We start from the raw sequence: 17,962 nt of genomic DNA on the forward strand, positions 1-17,962 counted from the left end.
CGAGTGCGACCCGCTTTTGTATCAAGAGTTCATACAGTGGCTCGATGAACAGCGCGACTTCCGCCCTCCTCGCGTTGCTTCTCGTCTTCTCGCTCGTCGCGATTCCGGTCGCAGCGGGTCCCGGAGATGGGATGCAAGCCCAGTTGCAGGCTGAACAACAGGAGCAGACGACCGACGACGACGCAGCCGAGGCGACGACCAATCGCCTCTCTCTCGAGGGAGAGATCAGAAGCGAGACTGTGCGGTACGGCGCCGACCTTGGGGTGGTACTCCAAAGTACGGACGACGAGTTGCGGACTGATTATACCACGTATACGATCCTTGATCGCGAGTTCAACGATGCGGGTGCGGATGAACGAGAGGCGATGGTCGACGACGCGTACGACCAGATACTCGATCGAGCAGACGAACTCGAGGAGCGAGAAGAGGCTGCCGTGGAAGCCCACGCCGCGGGCCAGCTGTCGACGACGGAACTCCTCCAGCTCGTGCTCCGGAATCACAATGAGGCAGCAGTCCTCTCGGATGCACTCGATCATCTCGACGACCGAACGGACCGAATTTCCGGCTACTCGCTGTCGATCCAAGACCAGCAAGACGCACTCGAGATGCATCGAACCCCGGTTCGAGCACAGCTCGAGTCGGCAGCTAACGGTATCGAGGACGGAACAATCGTCACCGTCGAAACGTCAGAGACGGGGTATACACTCTCACTGATCGGTAGCAACTACGTCCGCGAGGCGACCAGATTCGATAATCGCGAGGCGGCCTGGGGAAGCGACTTCGATGATATCTCCGACGCCTACGAGTACGCTGGCGAACTCTACCCGTGGGTGTTCGAAAACAGACAGTCAGCAGGGGCAAGAGAGCACACTGACGTGAATCTCTATCATATCGAAGCCTCACACGACCAGGGCCAGCTCGAGGCGTATCTCGACGGTGGAACGGGTGAGGTGTACCGAGAAGTACAGGAGCTGAGTCACACCTCGTTGCCGACGGAGACTGAAACGATCTGGTCCAGCGACGACTACCGACTCTCGCTCAACGAGACGCCAGCGAACGGACCTGCCAAACTGATGGTGACTGACGCAACCAACGAGTCCAAGACAGCGACGGTTGCAGTCGATGGATTCGAGATCGGAACGACTGACAGTGAAGGGACCATCTGGTTCGTTCCACCGGCCGAGTCGTACGAGCTGGCAGTCACGACTGAAGACGAGCGTATCGAACTCACCGTCGGCAACTAATCCTCGAGGACACAACGCGGCACGCGTGTTTCGAGCGAATGTTTATATTGGAACGGGCGACCAGAGCGGTGCGTGAGCGGAGGTCCGAGCACAGAGACACCAGCTGTTCACTCGAGGTCACACCGCGGGATCAGCCCAGTCGTCGGGCTCGTCGTTCTGCTTGCGCTCACCGTCGCTCTGGCGGCTGTCGTCGCCGTCGGCGTCGGCGCAATCTCACTCGAGTCAAGTGGCCCGACTGCAGCGTTCGACCTCGCTGTCGATGGCGAGCCCTCGAGGATCACGATCGAACACGTCGGCGGCGACCCGATCAACGTCTCGGAGCTGTCTGTGACGATCACTGTCGATGAGCAGGAACTGATCGAACAGCCGCCCGTCCCGTTCGTCGGTGCAAGCGGATTCGATGGAACGCCAACTGGCCCGTTCAACTCGGCAACCGATCCCGAATGGCGGGCTGGCGAGCGTGGCAGTTTCGTGATTGCCGACACGAACGACCCGACGATCGATCCCGGGGACACAGTCACTGTCACGCTCGCCGTGGACGACACTCGTATCGCAGTGCTCGAGGCGACGGCAAAATAACAGCCGGAAAAACGCAGTGATGCAGGTATACCGCCGTTACTCGGGTGCGCGCCCGATCGTCGTGATCGCAACCTCGGGGTCGTAGGACGGACCCTGGAACATGTGCTTGACGTCCTCGAAGCCGGCTTCTTTGAACATTCGGTCGGCTTCGTACTCGTCATAGAAGAGCATGATCGAGTCGGCGAGTTTCTGTGCGAGGATGTTGTCGGGGTAGTTCGGACCGACGACGAGCACCTGCCCACCGGGTTTCAGTACGCGACGGAACTCCCGGAGCGCGAGAATTGGGTTCGGCCAGTACTCGATCGAGCCGGACGACCAGACGACATCGAACGTGTCCGTCGCAAACGGCAGCCGTTCGGCGTCGCCACGGTGGAAGTGGACGGGGGGTGCGCGCTTGCCGAACTTCGCGTAGGCTTTCTCGAGTTGGTGTTCGCTCTGGTCGAGCGCGTAGATCTCGTCGACGTGCTCGAGTAAGCCTTCAGTCGCAAAGCCGGTGCCGCAGCCGACGTCGAGAACGGTCATGTCGTTCTCGAGATCGAGCAGTTCGAGAGCCTCCGTTCGCATCTCCTCGTTCCAGATGAAGGGGTTGATCTGGTCGTAGACCTTCGAGAGGTACTTATAGAACAGTCGAGCCCGGGCCTTGTTCTCGAGGATTCCCATTATGCAGTCGTTTCGACCGGACCGGGATATGTCTGCTGTTCCGGGCGATGGAAACCGCAATGGATCGATTCGGAATGTCCAGACTCGCCCCGAAAATACTGAACGACTTTCGCAACTACCATATACGCGCTCTGGTAAACATCTGTTTGCTTAGAGTATGCCGAGGCCAGAGGTTCTCGAACGAATAAAGTCGGCGGAAGAGGAAGCCGACGAGATCGTCGCATTGGCACAAAACGACCGCGACGAGCGAATAGCCGAGGCCCGGAAACGTGCCGAGGAGATTCGCACGGAAGCGGAACAAGAAGCGCGGGATCTCAAAGAGCGCCGTCTCGAGGAGGCGCGAGAGGAGATCGATGCAGAAAGCGAACGCGTCCTCGAGGACGGTGAACAGGAACGCCAGGCGCTTGCCGAGCGTGCCCAAAACCGTGTCGACGAAGTGACCGACCACGTCGTCGAACTGTTCCAGGAGGACGTTCATGCTCAGACCTGAACGGATGAGCAAGGTCTCGGTGACCGGATCCAAGGGCGTCATGCCCACGGTCATCGAGACGGTACACGGACTGAACCTGGTCCATCTCTCGGACTACGACGGCTCCTGGGAGGGCTTTGACAACGGTAACCCGATCGAGGGTGCCGACGACGCCTCCGAGAAGCTGGTGACCGTCCGAGCACTCGAGAGTACCCTGGAGCTGTCGGCCGACGAGGCCGATCCGGGGACGCTCGGAGACGACTGGGAAGACCGAATCGAGGAGATTCGAACCCGAGTCAACGAACTCGACGACCAGCGCGCGGAGGTCCGCGAGGAGCTTCGACAGGTCAACGAGAAGATCTCCCGTGTCGCTCCCTTCGCGGAGCTTGGGATCGACCTCGACCTGCTGTCGGGGTATGACTCGGTCGCTGTCGTCGTCGGCGAAGGTCCACAGGACCAGATCGAAGCAGCCGTCGACGCATCTGAGGATATCCGAGCGTTCGAGCTGTTCACCGGTGGCGACGTCGTGGCTATCGTGGCTGCGCCCACCGATGACGCCGGCTCGGATCCGCTCGGCGATGCGCTCGTTGGGATCGAGTTCACCCGGCATCCGGTGCCGGAGACTGAACAGACCCCAAGTGCGTACGTCGAGGAACTCGAGGAACGCAAACGCGAACTCGAGTACGAAATCGAAGATATCGACGCGGAACTCGAGGAGATCAAGCAGGCGGAAGCCAGCTTCCTCCTTCGCGTCGAAGAGAAACTGACCATCGAGGTACAGCGTGCGGAAGCACCGCTGCAGTTCGCGACGACGGATCGCGCGTTCATCGCTGAGGGATGGATCCCCAGCGATGAGTACGAGCGACTCGTCTCGACACTCGAGAAGGCAGTCGGTGAGAGTGTCGAAATCGAAGAACTCGAGCGCGCGAGCTACGACCGACACGGTGGCTCACACCACGAAACGGTTGCAGACGACGAGCAGCCAACAGCGGACACGGAAAACGACGGCAAACAGCAGAAAGCCGTCACCGACGGTGGCTCGACCGTCACGATGGACGATCAGCCACCGACGATTCAGAAGAACCCGTCGGCTGCCAAACCGTTCGAAACGCTCGTTCAGGCAGTCAACCGACCGAAGTACAACGAACTTGATCCGACGATCTTCATGTTCCTGACGTTCCCGCTGTTCTTCGGGTTCATGATCAGTGACATCGGATACGGGCTGTTGTACGTGCTGATCGGGTTCTACATGTACCAGAGCTTCGATAGCCCCGGGATCACGAGTCTCGGTGGTATCGCGATGTGGTGTGGTGGGTTCACCATCCTCTTTGGGTTCTTGCTCGGAGAGGTGTTCGGAACGCACGAACTCGGTTACATCGTCTTCGGAGACGGTGGGCCGCCGTTGGGAGATAAAGGACTCTCACCAGCCACGCTTGACTTCGCGTTAGGATGGCTCATCGTGAGCCTCCTGCTCGGTATCATCCATCTGAACATCGGCTACATCCTGGATTTCGTCGAGAACATCCAGCACGGCCACGGCCTCTGGGGAGCGCTTACCCACAGTGGTTCGTGGATGCTGATGCTCAACGGGATCTGGATCTGGGTGTTCACACCACAGGCAGCGGACGTCAAACCCGACTTCCTGTTTACCACGTTCGACGGCGCAGCCTTCGATTTCGGTTTCGATGGCTTCCCGATGATGGCGCTCGTCGAACTGCCGATTGCAGGCGGCTTCGAGCTGACCCTGCCGTTCCTGTTGGTCATTATCGGAGTCGTCTTGCTCGCACTCGGTGACCCCGTCGAACTCGCCGAGTTCGCGATCCCGTTCGCGCACGTCGTCTCTTACACCCGAATGGCAGCAGTCCTGCTCGCAAAGGGTGGGATGGCGTTCGTCGTCAACCTGCTCGTGTTCGGTGGGATCCAGACGGCGGAGGGCGACCGGCCCTTCCTGGCACCCTGGACCGGATACAGCCCGGCAGATGGAGAGGTAATGTTCGAAGGACTCTTCCACATGGGCGATGGCGTCACCGCGATCGGGGCGTTCATCGTCGGTGTGCTCGTGCTGATCGTTGGCCACATCGTAGTCTTGCTACTTGGTATCACAAGTGCCGGATTACAGGGTATCAGGCTCGAGTACGTGGAGTTCTTTGGGAAGTTTTATGAAGGCGGTGGAAAGAACTACGAACCGTTCGGAACCGATCGAAACCACAGTGAGGACTAACTAACATGGCAATTGAAAACGCACCAGAACTGGCGGAACTCGCACTGCAAGCAGAAGAAATGAGCGGCCCAACCCTCGAGAACGAGGGTGCTGCGGCAATCGCAGTCGGTCTCGCCGCACTCGCAGCAGGATACGCAGAACGTGGTATCGGCGCAGCCGCAGTCGGCGCAATCGCCGAGGACGACGACATGTTCGTCCCAGGTCTGATCATGACCGTCCTTCCTGAGACGCTCGTGATCCTGGCACTGGTCGTCGTCTTCGTCGTCTAAAACCGCACCCCTTCTCTTACCAATGAGTTTGGATACAGTCGTAGAAGACATTCGAGAAGAAGCCCACGCGCGTGCGGAGGACATCCGTGCTGAGGGCGAAGCGCGCGCCGAAGAGATCGAATCGGCCGCCGAGGAGGACGCCGAGCAGATCGTCGACGACGCAGCACAAGATGTCGAGCGCGAGATCGAGCAGCTGCGTGAACAGCGACTCTCCAGCGCCAAGCTGGAGGCGAAACAGAAGCGTCTGGAGGCCCGCCGTGACGTCCTCAGCGACGTTCACGACCAGGTCGAAGACGAGCTCGCTTCCCTCGAGGGAGACAGCCGCAAAGAGCTGACACAGACTCTGCTCGAGGGCGCAAGCGACGAGTTCGACGCTGGCGACGACGTCAGTGTCTACGGTCGTGCCAGCGACGAGGAACTCCTCGAGGAGATTCTCGAAGAGTACGACGGCTACTCGTTCGCCGGAGAGTACGATTGCCTCGGCGGCGTCGTCGTCGAGAGCGAGCAGTCCCGAGTCCGAGTGAACAACACGTTTGACTCGGTCTTGGAGGACGTTTGGGAAGATAACCTCCGGACAATCAGCAACCAACTCTTCGAGCAATGAGTGTAGGTGCCTCAAATCCGGAATACGTGAACGCTCGCGTTCGGTCACGCCGAGCCTCGCTGTTCGCGGACGAAGACTATCGGAAGCTGATCCGGATGGGGCCGAGCGGGATCGCACGGTTCATGGAAGAATCGGAGTACGAACGCGAGATCAACGAACTTGGCGCGCGCTTTTCGGGAGTCGACCTGATCGAGTACGCGCTGAACCGGAATCTCGCGAAACACTTCCATGATCTGCTTGATTGGTCGAGCGGACGGCTGTACGACCTCATCTCGCGTTACCTGCGAAAGTTCGACGTCTGGAACCTGAAAACGATTATTCGCGGGATCTACACCGAAACCGATCCCGAGGAGATCCGGACGGACCTGATCATGGCCGGCGAACTCGAGGAAGCAACGATCGATCGCGTGCTCGAGGTCGACACGATCGAGGACGCAATCGAAGTCCTCAACCGGACGATCTACTACGAGCCCCTCTCCGACGCCTACGAGGAGTTCGAAGAGACCGGTGCGCTCGTCCCGCTCGAGAACGCACTGGACCGAGAGTTCTACGAGCACTTGCTCGACGATCTCTCCCGCGGTCCGGTAGCCGAGCCCCAGGAGGGACCGGAGGCGAAGTACGTCGAGTTCCTGCAGGCTGAGATTGACTTCCGGAACGCCCGGAACGCCCTGCGACTCGCTCGCAGCGGTGCCGACCTCGACCCCGCGTCCTACTACATCGAGGGCGGCGTCCTGTTCGGCGAGTCGGAACTGAACCGTCTCGTCAACGACTACGACGCGCTCGTCGATCACATCGGCGAGAACAAACGCTACGGCAAGCGACTCTCCGGAGCGATGGATCGGCTGCGCGATGCTGACAGCCTTATCCAGTTCGAGCACGCACTAGACGCTGCATTGCTCGAATACGCGGATACGCTCTCGAGCATCTACCCGGCCTCCGTCTCGGCCGTGCTGTCGTACATCCTCGCGAAAGAACGTGAGGTCGAAAACATCCGTGCGATCGCGCGCGGTCGAGAGGTCGGCCTCGAGGAAAGCGAGATCGAAGAAGAGCTGGTGATCCTATGAGCCAGGAAATCGCAGTTGTTGGCAGTCCGGAGTTCACGACCGGCTTCCGTCTTGCGGGCGTCCGCCGGTTCGAGAACGTCCCGGACGACGACAAAGGAGCGGAGCTCGACGATGCCGTTACGGACGTCCTCGATGACGAGGGAGTCGGGATCGTCGTCATGCACGACGACGACCTCGAGTATCTGTCGCGAAACGTGCGCCAGACCGTCGAAACGAGCGTCGAACCGGTCGTCGTCACCATCGGCAGCGGAACCGGTGGCGGCGGACTGCGCGACCAGATCAAGCGTGCGATCGGTATCGACCTAATGGAAGAAGACAGCGAGTAACACTATGAGCCAGGCAGAAGACATCGAAACCGTCGACGAAGACGGTGTAATCGAAAGCGTGAGCGGTCCAGTCGTGACCGCCGCGGACCTCGACGCCCGGATGAACGACGTCGTCTACGTCGGCGACGAAGGGCTGATGGGAGAGGTCATCGAGATCGAAGGGAACCTGACCACAATTCAGGTCTACGAAGAAACCTCCGGCGTTGGACCGGGCGAACCCGTCGAGAACACGGGCGAGCCCCTGAGCGTCGACCTCGGACCGGGTGTGCTGGACGCCATCTACGATGGTGTGCAGCGTCCACTCGACGTCCTCGAGGAGAAGATGGGAACGGCCTTTTTGGACCGTGGGGTCGACGCCCCCGGTATCGACTTCGAGACGGAGTGGGAGTTTACCCCAACCGTCGACGAAGGCGACACCGTCGGCTCCGGTGACATCGTCGGCGAAGTCCCCGAGACCGAAAGCATCACCCACAAGGTGATGGTGCCGCCGGATTACGAGGGTGGCGAAGTGACGTCGGTCGAGAGCGGCGAGTTCACGGTCGACGAAGTCATCGTCGAACTCGACTCCGGCGAGGAGATCACGATGCACCAGGAGTGGCCGGTTCGACAGGCCCGTCCTGCTGATACGAAGGAAACGCCGACGGTGCCGCTGGTCAGTGGCCAGCGCATCCTCGATGGCCTGTTCCCGATCGCCAAAGGCGGGACGGCCGCGATTCCCGGCCCGTTCGGCTCCGGAAAGACGGTTACCCAGCACCAACTCGCCAAGTGGGCCGACGCAGACATCGTCGTCTACGTCGGCTGTGGTGAGCGTGGCAACGAGATGACCGAGGTTATCGAGGACTTCCCAGAACTGGAAGACCCGAAAACCGGCAAACCGCTCATGTCTCGGACGTGTCTCATCGCGAACACGTCCAACATGCCTGTCGCAGCCCGTGAGTCCTGTATCTACACGGGAATCACCATCGCGGAGTACTTCCGCGACATGGGCTACGACGTCGCACTGATGGCCGACTCCACCTCCCGGTGGGCAGAGGCCATGCGTGAGATCTCGAGCCGACTCGAGGAGATGCCCGGCGAAGAAGGGTATCCAGCGTATCTGGCCGCCTCGCTCTCGGAGTTCTATGAGCGTGCCGGCAAGTTCCAGAACATCAACGGGACCGAAGGCTCGGTGACGGCGATTGGCGCTGTCTCGCCACCTGGTGGTGACTTCTCCGAGCCAGTGACACAGAACACCCTGCGTATCGTCAAGACGTTCTGGGCACTGGACGCAGACCTTGCAGAACGACGACACTTCCCGTCGATTAACTGGAACGAGTCGTACTCGCTGTATCGACAGCAACTCGACCCGTGGTTCCGAGAGAACGTCGAGGAAGACTGGCCGGAGGTTCGTCAGTGGGCCGTCGACGTGCTCGACGAAGAGGACGAACTCCAAGAGATCGTCCAGCTCGTCGGCAAGGACGCGCTGCCGGAAGACCAGCAGCTCACGCTGGAAGTCGCACGCTACCTGCGTGAGGCATGGCTCCAGCAGAACGCGTTCCACGACGTCGACACCTACTGTGAACCGAAAAAGACCTACCGGATGCTTCTCGCGATCAAGACGTTCAACGACGAAGCTTTCGAGGCACTCGAGGCAGGCGTCCCAGTCGAGGAGATTCAGGATGTCGATGCCACGCCGCGCCTGAACCGGATGAACACGTCCGATGAGTGGAACGAGTTCATCGACGAACTCGAATCGGATCTCGAAGAACAGATTCGGAGTCTGTACTAACCATGAAAGAATACCAGACAATCACTGAGATCAGCGGCCCGCTGGTGTTCGCCGAAGTCGACGAACCGGTCGGCTACGACGAGATCGTCGAAATCGAAACCGACGACGGACGAACACTCCGCGGACAGGTGCTGGAATCGAGCGAGGGACTCGTCTCGATCCAGGTGTTCGAAGGGACGGGCGGTATCGACCGCAACGCGTCCGTTCGATTCCTCGGCGAGACGATGAAGATGCCCGTCACCGAGGATCTGCTCGGGCGGGTGCTTGACGGGTCCGGACAGCCGATCGACGGCGGTCCGGAGATCGTCCCCGAATCCCGTGAAGACATCGTCGGCGAAGCAATCAACCCCTTCTCCCGGGAGTACCCCGAAGAGTTCATCCAGACCGGTGTCTCCGGTATCGACGGGATGAACACCCTGGTCCGTGGCCAGAAGCTGCCGATCTTCTCTGGCTCCGGACTTCCACACAACGAACTCGCACTCCAGATCGCCCGGCAGGCAACCGTGCCAGAAGAAGAGGAAGGCGACGACGAAGATGGTTCGGAGTTCGCAGTCATCTTCGGTGCGATGGGAATCACCCAAGAAGAGGCAAACGAGTTCATGGACGACTTCGAGCGCACGGGTGCACTCGAGCGATCGGTCGTCTTCATGAACCTCGCGGACGACCCCGCAGTCGAGCGAACGGTCACGCCGCGACTCGCGCTCACCACGGCCGAGTATCTCGCCTTCGAGAAGGACTACCACGTGCTCGTCATCCTCACTGACATCACGAACTACTGTGAGGCGCTTCGTGAGATCGGTGCCGCACGTGAGGAGGTTCCGGGTCGGCGTGGCTACCCCGGATACATGTACACTGACCTGGCACAGCTCTACGAGCGTGCCGGTCGAATCGAGGGGAAGGAAGGATCGGTCACCCAGATCCCGATCCTGACGATGCCCGGCGACGACGACACCCACCCGATTCCGGACCTGACCGGCTACATTACCGAGGGTCAGATCGTGATGGACCGGGACCTCAACAGTCAGGGTATCGAGCCGCCGATCAACGTCCTGCCAAGCCTCTCGCGGCTGATGGACGACGGGATCGGTGAGGGTCTCACCCGCGGTGACCACGCTGACGTCTCCGACCAGATGTACGCTGCCTACGCAGAGGGTGAAGACCTGCGCGACCTCGTGAACATTGTCGGTCGCGAGGCGCTGTCCGAACTGGACAACAAGTATCTCGACTTCGCAGACCGCTTCGAGACGGAGTTCGTCGAGCAGGGGTACGATACCAACCGTTCGATCGACGATACGATCGAACTCGGCTGGGATCTGCTGTCGGATCTCCCGAAAGAGGCGCTCAACCGTATCGACGAGGACCTCATCGAGGAGCACTACCGCGAAGACGCCGAGGAAGCCGAAGCGGTTCAGGCCGACTGAGCCCACCGCTGTTTCCCACGGAAGCCGTTTTTTTATCGATGGACACGACCTGTCGAGACAGATCTCTCTTCCTGAGCGAGTGCGTGTCGGTCTGAAAATATGACTGGGAGGTAGCATATCGAAACAATCGTATACCCGGTGGCAGAATATGACACGTATGCACAAGCCACTGCTCGTGCCGGAGTTCTTAGACCGGGCACGAACGCATTACGGGGACAATGAGGCGGTTGTCGCCACGACAGGGGAACGGTTTACGTACAACGAACTCGGCGAGCGAGCCGACCGGTTCTCGGCAGCGCTTCAAGACCGTGGAATCGAGAAGGGTGATCGCGTCGCGGTGTTGGATCCGAACACACATTACCATCTCGAGGCCGCATATGGCTCGATGCAGATCGGCGCGGTCCACACGCCGTTGAACTATCGACTGACCCCCGATGACTTCGGATACATCCTCGAGGATGCGGGTGTCGACGTGATTTACGCCGACCACGCGTACGCAGAGAAGATCGAGCCGATCCGTGAGGAGGTGCCGACGGAGACGTTCATTACGAACGACGCCGACGCCGTCGAGGGAGAGTGGGAGGCGTTCGACGCGGTCCTCGAGGACGCCGGGACGGAGTACGACCGTCCGGAGATGGACGAATCGGAGATTATCACGATCAACTACACGTCGGGGACGACGGGCGATCCGAAAGGCGTCTGTCGGACCCACCGCGGAGAGACGATCCACGCCTATCTGACAACGACCCATCAGGGAATCAGCGACGACGACGTCTATCTGTGGACGTTGCCGATGTTCCACGTCAACGGCTGGGGGCACATCTACGCTATCACTGGCATGGGGGCCAAACACGTCTGTACCCGCGGGATCGACGCCGAGTTGATCTTCGAGACCGTCCGCGAGGAGGACGTCTCCTATATGTGTGCCGCGCCGACGGTGCTCAACATGCTGATCGACTACTACGGCGACAACGACATCGAGACGAGCGGTGCAAACGACGTTCGAATCGCAACTGCGGGAAGTGCGCCGCCGGAAGCGACGATCCGGACTATCGAAGACGAGTTCGGGTGGTATCTCAAACACGTCTACGGGGCGACCGAGACGGGGCCGCTGATCGCGACCTCCGACGCCGGTCGACACTTCGAAGCGGACAGCGACGACCGGTTCGCGGTCAAGAAACGCCAGGGGCTTGGGTTCCTCGGGACCGAGATTCGCGTCGTCGACGAGGACGGCGAGGACGTCACCCAGGATGACAAATCGATCGGCGAGGTCGTCGTCAAGGGCAACCAGGTCATGGAAAAATACTGGAACAAGCCCGAAGAGACCGAGGAGGCCTTCTCCGACCGCATCGAGGGATACTACCACACCGGCGACCTCGCGACGGTCGACGAACACGGCATGATTGCGATTCAGGACCGCAAAAAGGATATCATCATCTCCGGCGGCGAGAACATCTCGAGTATCGAACTCGAGGACACGCTGTTTGACCACCCCGAGGTCTCGGATGTGGCGGTTATCCCATCACCGAGCGAGAAGTGGGGCGAGACGCCGAAGGCGTTCGTCGTCCCGACGAGTGGCGACCCCGACGAGCCCGGTGTCTCCGAAGATGATCTCGTCGCGTTCACCCGTGAAAACCTCGCGAGCTACAAGACCGTCGACCGAATCGAGTTCGTCGAGGAGCTGCCGACGACGGCGACGGGGAAGGTCCAGAAGTACGAACTCCGCGAGGAGGAGTGGGAAGACGAAGACCAGATGGTCGGACAGGGGTAACGCCGCTTCCAACGAGCGGCTGAGCCCGTCGACAGCGGCGATTCGACTCGAGGCATGGCAAGGGGGGAGCCGTCGAGGCGTGGCACCGGCTTACGACGCAAAAAACTGTAAACAGTTATCCGACTGGGGGCTCAATCCCCCCACAAGATGGCCAAGGACGTCAAGCCCACCCGCAAGAACCTGATGGAGATCGAGGATCGGATCGAACTCTCCGAGCGCGGGCATGGCACCTTAGAGAAGAAACGGGACGGGCTGATTATGGAGTTTATGGACATCCTGGACAAAGCCCAGGACGTCCGCGGTGACTTAGCCGACGACTACAACTCGGCCCAGAAGAAGATCAATATGGCTCGAGCCATGGAAGGCGACGTCGCCGTTCGCGGGGCCGCGGCTGCACTGCAAGAACACCCCGAGATCACCACCGAGTCGAAAAACATCATGGGCGTCGTCGTCCCACAGATCGAGTCCTCGCGGGTCTCGAAGAGCTTAGATCAGCGTGGCTACGGGATCATGGGCACATCCGCCCGTATCGACGAAGCCGCCGAAGCCTACGAAGATCTCTTGGAGAGCATCATCCTCGCCGCCGAAGTCGAGACGGCGATGAAGAAGATGCTCAAAGAGATCGAGACCACCAAGCGCCGTGTCAACGCACTCGAGTTCAAACTCCTGCCCGACCTCTACGAGAACCAGGAGTACATCGAGCAGAAACTCGAGGAACAGGAACGCGAGGAAACCTTCCGCCTGAAGAAGATCAAAGAGAAGAAAGAACAACAGGAGAAAGCAGAGCGAGAAGCCGAAGAAGAAGAAGCGACGGAAGACGAAGGCACGGCCGAGCCGGACATGGAGCAGTCGACTGCGGGCGGCATTCCGGGCGGCGACTGAGACCGCTTGCGCCCCACCATGGCCTGCACAGCGTGTGACGCATCGACGATCGTGTTTTCCGTTCCCGAGGAGTATCGAGCCTACACGCCGGACGAATCAGCGGCGGCGACACTCTGTACGCGCTGTCTGACCGTCGAATCGACATCGATCGAGTCGGTCGACGAGCCGGATTTTACGCGCGTCAGTGATGCGTTTCCGACGGCGGCGAACGCAGCGGTCCCACTGGCGCTTGCACTGGGGCTGTGTTCCTCGCTTGCGACCAACCGGTCAGCGATCGAGACGCTACTCGAGGACGTCGAGCGGGCGGGAACGGACCCGCTGTTGGTTCTCGACCGGCTCAGTGCTGATCCCACGGTGGAGCCAGCGATCGACCTCGAGCGACGACGCCACCAACTCGAGCAGCTGTTGTACTGATAGGAATTCTCGTAGACGGGCATAGGGTTGCGGCATGGAAACCGAGCCACGGAAACTGCACGTCTGGACAGCGACAACCGGCAGGCTACGAGAATCCCTATGAGTTCGCACTGGCGACTCGAGTGGCCACGTCGGGGCTCCGGAGCCGCGATACTGAGTTGCGATAGTACCAACTGAAACTGGTTGCACCCGACCGCACAGCTGTCGTGCGATCGGGTGCGCACTGACGGTCAGTGGCTACGATAGTCGGTGATAGCCACGGCTTTCTGGTCGGTGAAAACGTGTGGGCGCGATGCCCGAGGATCGAGCGTGGAGTTACTTCGCGGTCGGAGTAACGCCGTCACTGACGGCCTGTTTGACCTGCAGTGCAGCGCTTGCAGCGAGGCCACGGGCGACCTCGTCGCGTTCGGCGGCAGTAATGACTTCTTCAGCGGCTGCGACCTCTTCGACGTCCGGGGTAAAGCCAGCACTGACGGCGTGGCCGATCGGCGGTCGGACGGCGACGGTGACCTGTGGACCGGTGAGTCCACTGGAGATATCGGAGTCGACAACGTATTCATCAGGGAGGAACTCTCGCGTTCGAGCAGCGATTCGCGAGACATCACGGTGAAGCAGACGTTTCTGTGCCCTCGAGAGGTCCGGAACGTCCGCCGCGGCACGCTGACCAGCACCAGTTTCTCCCGGCAGCCCTGCGTACGGCGTATTTCCGTTCATGAGAAGTGTGTACCCGGACCAATGCGCTGACGGGTGAAAAGGATTCGCCTTCAGACAATCCAGACGAGGCGACTTGTCACAGACTAGCAAATCGGCTCGCTGTCGCCGTAGACAGCCAGTACGAGTGCTGTCGTGTACGTCCCTGACTCGGCCTGCTCGCTCTCGACGACGACGTTCGGCTCGGTGAACTCCCAGTCACGCAGCTCCTGTCCTGCACGCAGCCCCTCGTGGACGCGCCGGTCGACGTCGTTGGCGTCAGTCTCGCCCGCAACTTCGTAGAACAGTCCCGGCCCGTCGTTGGCGGATTGGGACCACGCGAGCGCGGCGGACACCTGTCCCGGGCCGGCCGTGGTGGCTCGAGCCTCGACGACGGTCAGCCGTTCGCCAGCGGGGCCGAGGTCGGGTGCGGTGCCGACGGCTTCGACAGCGGTCGCAGCCGGAATAACAGACGAGACGGAGACGAGATTGTAGTTTTCGACGCCTGCCGCTGCGAGTGCAGCGTCGTAGGAGGCCATTTCGGTCGGCGCAGATGCCGATCCCCAGACGACTCGAATCAGACTCATATCCGTGTTCGGGGATGGACGGCGTAAGGCGTTGCGATCCAACAGTGAAACGGTTCAGGAGTCTTACTGGTAGAAGTAGCCAGCCGAGGAGATGACGTCACTCGAGTCATCGTCTTCGATCTTTTCTAAGGCCTCGAGGAAGTCACCGTGGTTGACTTCGTCGCGGTCGTCGCGGATAGCGAACATCCCGGCTTCGGTGGCGAGACTTTCGATTTCGGCACCGGAGTACCCCTCAGTCTCTTCGGACAGCGCCTCGAAGTCGACGGTGTCTGAGACGCTCATGCCGCGGGTGTGAATCTGGAGAATCTGTTCGCGGCCGTCGCGGTCGGGTTCGGGCACCTCGATGAGGCGGTCGAACCGGCCGGGACGAAGGATGGCGCGGTCGAGCATGTCGAATCGGTTCGTCGCGGCGATGATGCGGATCTCACCGCGGGCCTCGAAGCCGTCCATCTCGGAGAGCAGTTGCATCATCGTTCGCTGGACCTCGGCGTCGCCGGAGGTCTTCGATTCCGTGCGTGTGGTTGCGATTGCGTCGATCTCGTCGATAAAGATGATCGCTGGCTGACGCTCGCGAGCCATCTCGAAGAGATCGCGGACGAGCCGGGAGCCTTCGCCGATGAACTTACGGACGAGTTCCGAGCCAGCCATCTTGATGAACGTCGCGTCGGTCTCGTGAGCGACCGCTTTGGCGAGCATCGTCTTGCCGGTGCCCGGTGGGCCGTACAGCAACACACCGCTTGGCGGCTCGATGCCGACTTCGTCGAACAGTTCGGGTTCGGCAAGTGGCTGTTCGACGGCCTCGCGAACTTCGCGGATCTGTTCGTCGATTCCGCCGATATCCGCGTAGGTGACCGCCGGCTTCTCGGTGATCTCCATCGACTGGGCACGCGCGTCGGTTTCGGCGTCCAAGATCGTCTGGATCGCAAACGAGTCGTTGACGGCGACGCGGTCGCCGGCGCTGACCTGCTCGAGAATGCGCGGCGAGACGTCGGTGAGCACCTCCTGGTTGTTACCGTGCTGTTTGACGATTACCTCGTCGTTCTCGAGGACGTCCTCGACGGTCGCGATGTATAGCGAGGAGCTTTTGAGCGTCTCGTTTTCGCGCTCGACGCGGTCGGCGCGCTCGCGCAGTTGCTGACGACGGTCTTCGGCGTTCTCGAGTTGTTCGGAGAGCTGTTCATTGACGTCCACGAGATCGGCATAATGCCCGCGGAGCGCCTCGAGCCGCTCATCGTCGGGGAGATCGGGATCGATATCGCGGTGAGGTCGGTCTGGAATAGACGGGCTTCGAGACATCCTGACGTACGCTGGTAAGTCCCCCATGATAAATGTGCCTTTGGGTCGCGGACGGTTTTTGCGTCACCCGTCTAATGCCGTCGGCGGCGTTTCTCCCGTTCGCAGCCCTGCAGCGCGGATTACAGGGACCGACTGGGGGATGTCGAACGGACAAGCGGTCACTGCGTGGAAGTGGGCTGTGGTTCCCAGTCCCGAATCGCGTAGATGAGAAACGGGACGCCGATCGCCGTTGGCCCCAACCAGCGGACCAGCGCCGGGATCATTGTGAGGTTGACCGTGATCGCGGCGGTCACGGTCGCGATATAGGCACCACCCATGAACCCGATGTGCGAACTGAGCCACGGGCGGCGATCCGCTGGTGGCGAGCGGAGTTCGTCCAGCGTGCGGATGGCGAACCCGGCTCCGATAGCACCGAACACGGCCAGAGCAGGTGCCAGTCCGATTGGCCCAGTGATCGTTTGCCAGCCGCCTGCGGTCAGCATCAGCCCCCCAGTAAGCACCATCGTTCCGTGGCCAGCGTAATCGATCCTCGTCGGTGCTGTCAGCCCAGCCCGTCGGCGTGCGATTACCCGGTACCCCCCGAACACCAGATAGCCGCTGAACACGGCGATCGCGAGGAGAAACCAGTTTTCGTCTCGGCCAGCGAGCGGAAGCGCCGTCACAACGACGATCACCATCGACAACACGTACCACTTCCCGGCGACGTTGTGTCGCCTGCCACCCTTTCGTGTCACGATCGCGCCAAGCCCCGCCCCGAGCGCCACGACTCCCGCGACGATGTGGATGGAAAGAAGCGGATCAGCGAGCAGCGAGTTGAGTTCACTCTCGCCCGTCATCGATACACCTCGCGTCTGTCGACCCGTGTTCGTCTCTCGAGCATGGCTATGGACTGGACGACTCACAGGGAATAGCTTCCCCCAACATGTTGGCGATCCCACGTGGCAGCCGACGCGGCTGGCACTCTGACCCAAAGCGATTGGTACAGTGGGCACCAATACAAAACGGAACGGAATGATCACAGCATCGTTTCGGATTCAGCTCCCGGAGGGCATCTGGGTGACTGACCTGTCACAGGCGTTTCCCGACGCGACGTTCCGATTACTGACCGGCGTCCAGATGGGCGAGACAGCGGTTGAACTCGGTGAGGTCATCGCCAGAGAGCCACGCCCCATCTCGGAGCGGATCGCGGCCCACCCGTCGATCGAGAGCTACCAACGACTCGAGGTAACCGACGATCGATCACTCGCGAAGTACGAGACGACTGATACGGATCTCTACGCCTTCATCAAGGATTCCGCTTTCCCGCCGGAGTTTCCGATCGACGTTCGAAACGGATGGTACGTGCTGGATTTTACCGGCACAAACACGGCGTTCGACCGCCTTTGCGACGCGCTTGATGCAATCGACTACCGATACGAACTCCTGTCGTGCGTCGAAACCCGAGAGACGGGCGGTCTACTCACCGACAGGCAACAAACAGTGCTCGAGGCGGCACTCCGGGCGGGCTACTTCGACGTCCCGCGAGAGTGTACGCTCGCCGAACTCGCGTCGGACCTCGGGATCGATAAGTCGACGGCAAGCGGGATTCTCCGCCGCGGCGAACGGCGGATTCTGACGCAAGCGCTGACAGGCGCTTCCGGCGGTCGATTCGACGACATCGACCGCCCGCCGTGAGCGGGCGTCGGTTCCGCAGGTGA

General features: G+C 60.7%; 19 protein-coding genes. 14 read left to right on the top strand and 5 right to left on the bottom strand.

All coding sequences use genetic code 11. The features are described 5' to 3' along the window. Positions 1–44 precede the first annotated feature (44 nt). Positions 45–1,244: a hypothetical protein gene (locus ACERJA_RS04990; protein WP_373607157.1), complete on the top strand. Its 1,200-nt coding sequence runs from the start codon at positions 45–47 to the stop codon at positions 1,242–1,244. A 72-nt stretch (positions 1,245–1,316) separates the two neighbouring features. Further along, complete coding sequence (locus ACERJA_RS04995; RefSeq protein ID WP_373607159.1) at positions 1,317–1,823, top strand: type IV pilin; 507 nt, start codon at positions 1,317–1,319, stop codon at positions 1,821–1,823. Positions 1,824–1,859: 36 nt separating this feature from the next. Here ACERJA_RS04995 and ACERJA_RS05000 read toward each other — a convergent pair whose 3' ends face one another. After that, positions 1,860–2,483, bottom strand: coding sequence for a methyltransferase domain-containing protein (locus ACERJA_RS05000; protein ID WP_373607160.1), 624 nt, complete (start codon positions 2,481–2,483; stop codon positions 1,860–1,862). Positions 2,484–2,640: 157 nt separating this feature from the next. On the opposite strand from ACERJA_RS05000, the gene ahaH reads away from it, so the two are divergent. From ahaH to ACERJA_RS05055, 11 genes are all read left to right on the top strand, one after another. After that, positions 2,641–2,973 (top strand): ATP synthase archaeal subunit H, encoded by a 333-nt coding sequence (gene ahaH, locus ACERJA_RS05005; RefSeq protein ID WP_006066302.1) that lies wholly within the window; start codon positions 2,641–2,643, stop codon positions 2,971–2,973. Further along, positions 2,960–5,173 carry a V-type ATP synthase subunit I gene (locus tag ACERJA_RS05010; RefSeq protein ID WP_373607161.1) on the top strand — a complete coding sequence of 738 codons (2,214 nt, stop codon included), beginning with the start codon at positions 2,960–2,962 and terminating at the stop codon, positions 5,171–5,173. Before ahaH ends, ACERJA_RS05010 begins: the two co-directional genes overlap by 14 nt. A gap of 5 nt (positions 5,174–5,178) precedes the next feature. Continuing rightward, the gene (locus tag ACERJA_RS05015; protein WP_373607162.1) at positions 5,179–5,442 is read left to right on the top strand and encodes a hypothetical protein; all 264 of its coding nucleotides are present in this window, start codon (positions 5,179–5,181) and stop codon (positions 5,440–5,442) included. Between the two features lie 22 nt (positions 5,443–5,464). Next, the gene (locus tag ACERJA_RS05020; protein ID WP_373607163.1) at positions 5,465–6,046 is read left to right on the top strand and encodes a V-type ATP synthase subunit E; all 582 of its coding nucleotides are present in this window, start codon (positions 5,465–5,467) and stop codon (positions 6,044–6,046) included. Continuing rightward, positions 6,043–7,110, top strand: coding sequence for a V-type ATP synthase subunit C (locus tag ACERJA_RS05025; RefSeq protein WP_373607164.1), 1,068 nt, complete (start codon positions 6,043–6,045; stop codon positions 7,108–7,110). Before ACERJA_RS05020 ends, ACERJA_RS05025 begins: the two co-directional genes overlap by 4 nt. After that, the gene (locus tag ACERJA_RS05030) at positions 7,107–7,436 is read left to right on the top strand and encodes a V-type ATP synthase subunit F (RefSeq protein ID WP_373607165.1); all 330 of its coding nucleotides are present in this window, start codon (positions 7,107–7,109) and stop codon (positions 7,434–7,436) included. The genes ACERJA_RS05025 and ACERJA_RS05030 overlap by 4 nt, the downstream gene beginning before the upstream one ends. 4 nt (positions 7,437–7,440) lie before the next feature. Then, positions 7,441–9,204 carry an ATP synthase subunit A gene (locus ACERJA_RS05035; RefSeq protein WP_373607166.1) on the top strand — a complete coding sequence of 588 codons (1,764 nt, stop codon included), beginning with the start codon at positions 7,441–7,443 and terminating at the stop codon, positions 9,202–9,204. A 2-nt stretch (positions 9,205–9,206) separates the two neighbouring features. Then, entirely contained in the window at positions 9,207–10,625 is a 1,419-nt protein-coding gene (locus ACERJA_RS05040; protein ID WP_373607167.1) for an ATP synthase subunit B, read from the top strand. Between the two features lie 157 nt (positions 10,626–10,782). Next, entirely contained in the window at positions 10,783–12,396 is a 1,614-nt protein-coding gene (locus tag ACERJA_RS05045; protein WP_373607456.1) for a long-chain-fatty-acid--CoA ligase, read from the top strand. Positions 12,397–12,543: 147 nt separating this feature from the next. Further along, on the top strand, positions 12,544–13,278 hold the full coding sequence (locus tag ACERJA_RS05050) for a V-type ATP synthase subunit D (RefSeq protein ID WP_373607168.1): 735 nt from the start codon (positions 12,544–12,546) through the stop codon (positions 13,276–13,278). An 18-nt stretch (positions 13,279–13,296) separates the two neighbouring features. Continuing rightward, a complete protein-coding gene (locus ACERJA_RS05055; RefSeq protein ID WP_373607169.1) occupies positions 13,297–13,692 on the top strand; it encodes a DUF6276 family protein in 396 nt (131 codons plus the stop codon). 315 nt (positions 13,693–14,007) lie between these two features. Here ACERJA_RS05055 and ACERJA_RS05060 read toward each other — a convergent pair whose 3' ends face one another. The 4 genes from ACERJA_RS05060 to ACERJA_RS05075 all read right to left on the bottom strand — a co-directional run bounded on the left by ACERJA_RS05060 (position 14,008) and on the right by ACERJA_RS05075 (position 17,101). After that, positions 14,008–14,406: a DUF5811 family protein gene (locus ACERJA_RS05060; RefSeq protein WP_373607170.1), complete on the bottom strand. Its 399-nt coding sequence runs from the start codon at positions 14,404–14,406 to the stop codon at positions 14,008–14,010. An 83-nt stretch (positions 14,407–14,489) separates the two neighbouring features. Next, positions 14,490–14,969, bottom strand: coding sequence for a pyruvoyl-dependent arginine decarboxylase (locus tag ACERJA_RS05065; protein ID WP_373607171.1), 480 nt, complete (start codon positions 14,967–14,969; stop codon positions 14,490–14,492). A 63-nt stretch (positions 14,970–15,032) separates the two neighbouring features. Then, on the bottom strand, positions 15,033–16,265 hold the full coding sequence (locus ACERJA_RS05070) for a proteasome-activating nucleotidase (protein ID WP_373607172.1): 1,233 nt from the start codon (positions 16,263–16,265) through the stop codon (positions 15,033–15,035). A gap of 158 nt (positions 16,266–16,423) precedes the next feature. Further along, positions 16,424–17,101 carry a hypothetical protein gene (locus ACERJA_RS05075; protein ID WP_373607173.1) on the bottom strand — a complete coding sequence of 226 codons (678 nt, stop codon included), beginning with the start codon at positions 17,099–17,101 and terminating at the stop codon, positions 16,424–16,426. 175 nt (positions 17,102–17,276) lie between these two features. On the opposite strand from ACERJA_RS05075, the gene ACERJA_RS05080 reads away from it, so the two are divergent. Further along, entirely contained in the window at positions 17,277–17,939 is a 663-nt protein-coding gene (locus tag ACERJA_RS05080) for a helix-turn-helix domain-containing protein (protein WP_373607174.1), read from the top strand. Positions 17,940–17,962 lie beyond the last annotated feature (23 nt).

This window comes from Natronorubrum sp. A-ect3 (genome assembly GCF_041821125.1).
Taxonomy (GTDB): Archaea; Halobacteriota; Halobacteria; order Halobacteriales; family Natrialbaceae; genus Natronorubrum; species Natronorubrum bangense.

Coding starts and splice junctions, on each gene's coding strand:
- ACERJA_RS05040 (WP_373607167.1), top strand. CDS start 9,207: ATGAAAGAATACCAGACAATCACTGAGATCAGCGGCCCGCTGGTGTTC.
- ACERJA_RS05015 (WP_373607162.1), top strand. CDS start 5,179: ATGGCAATTGAAAACGCACCAGAACTGGCGGAACTCGCACTGCAAGCA.
- ACERJA_RS05060 (WP_373607170.1), bottom strand. CDS start 14,406: ATGAACGGAAATACGCCGTACGCAGGGCTGCCGGGAGAAACTGGTGCT.
- ACERJA_RS05045 (WP_373607456.1), top strand. CDS start 10,783: ATGCACAAGCCACTGCTCGTGCCGGAGTTCTTAGACCGGGCACGAACG.
- ACERJA_RS05030 (WP_373607165.1), top strand. CDS start 7,107: ATGAGCCAGGAAATCGCAGTTGTTGGCAGTCCGGAGTTCACGACCGGC.
- ACERJA_RS05035 (WP_373607166.1), top strand. CDS start 7,441: ATGAGCCAGGCAGAAGACATCGAAACCGTCGACGAAGACGGTGTAATC.
- ACERJA_RS05070 (WP_373607172.1), bottom strand. CDS start 16,265: ATGTCTCGAAGCCCGTCTATTCCAGACCGACCTCACCGCGATATCGAT.
- ahaH (WP_006066302.1), top strand. CDS start 2,641: ATGCCGAGGCCAGAGGTTCTCGAACGAATAAAGTCGGCGGAAGAGGAA.
- ACERJA_RS05080 (WP_373607174.1), top strand. CDS start 17,277: ATGATCACAGCATCGTTTCGGATTCAGCTCCCGGAGGGCATCTGGGTG.
- ACERJA_RS05020 (WP_373607163.1), top strand. CDS start 5,465: ATGAGTTTGGATACAGTCGTAGAAGACATTCGAGAAGAAGCCCACGCG.
- ACERJA_RS05010 (WP_373607161.1), top strand. CDS start 2,960: ATGCTCAGACCTGAACGGATGAGCAAGGTCTCGGTGACCGGATCCAAG.
- ACERJA_RS05025 (WP_373607164.1), top strand. CDS start 6,043: ATGAGTGTAGGTGCCTCAAATCCGGAATACGTGAACGCTCGCGTTCGG.
- ACERJA_RS04990 (WP_373607157.1), top strand. CDS start 45: ATGAACAGCGCGACTTCCGCCCTCCTCGCGTTGCTTCTCGTCTTCTCG.
- ACERJA_RS05050 (WP_373607168.1), top strand. CDS start 12,544: ATGGCCAAGGACGTCAAGCCCACCCGCAAGAACCTGATGGAGATCGAG.
- ACERJA_RS05065 (WP_373607171.1), bottom strand. CDS start 14,969: ATGAGTCTGATTCGAGTCGTCTGGGGATCGGCATCTGCGCCGACCGAA.
- ACERJA_RS05075 (WP_373607173.1), bottom strand. CDS start 17,101: ATGACGGGCGAGAGTGAACTCAACTCGCTGCTCGCTGATCCGCTTCTT.
- ACERJA_RS05055 (WP_373607169.1), top strand. CDS start 13,297: ATGGCCTGCACAGCGTGTGACGCATCGACGATCGTGTTTTCCGTTCCC.
- ACERJA_RS05000 (WP_373607160.1), bottom strand. CDS start 2,483: ATGGGAATCCTCGAGAACAAGGCCCGGGCTCGACTGTTCTATAAGTAC.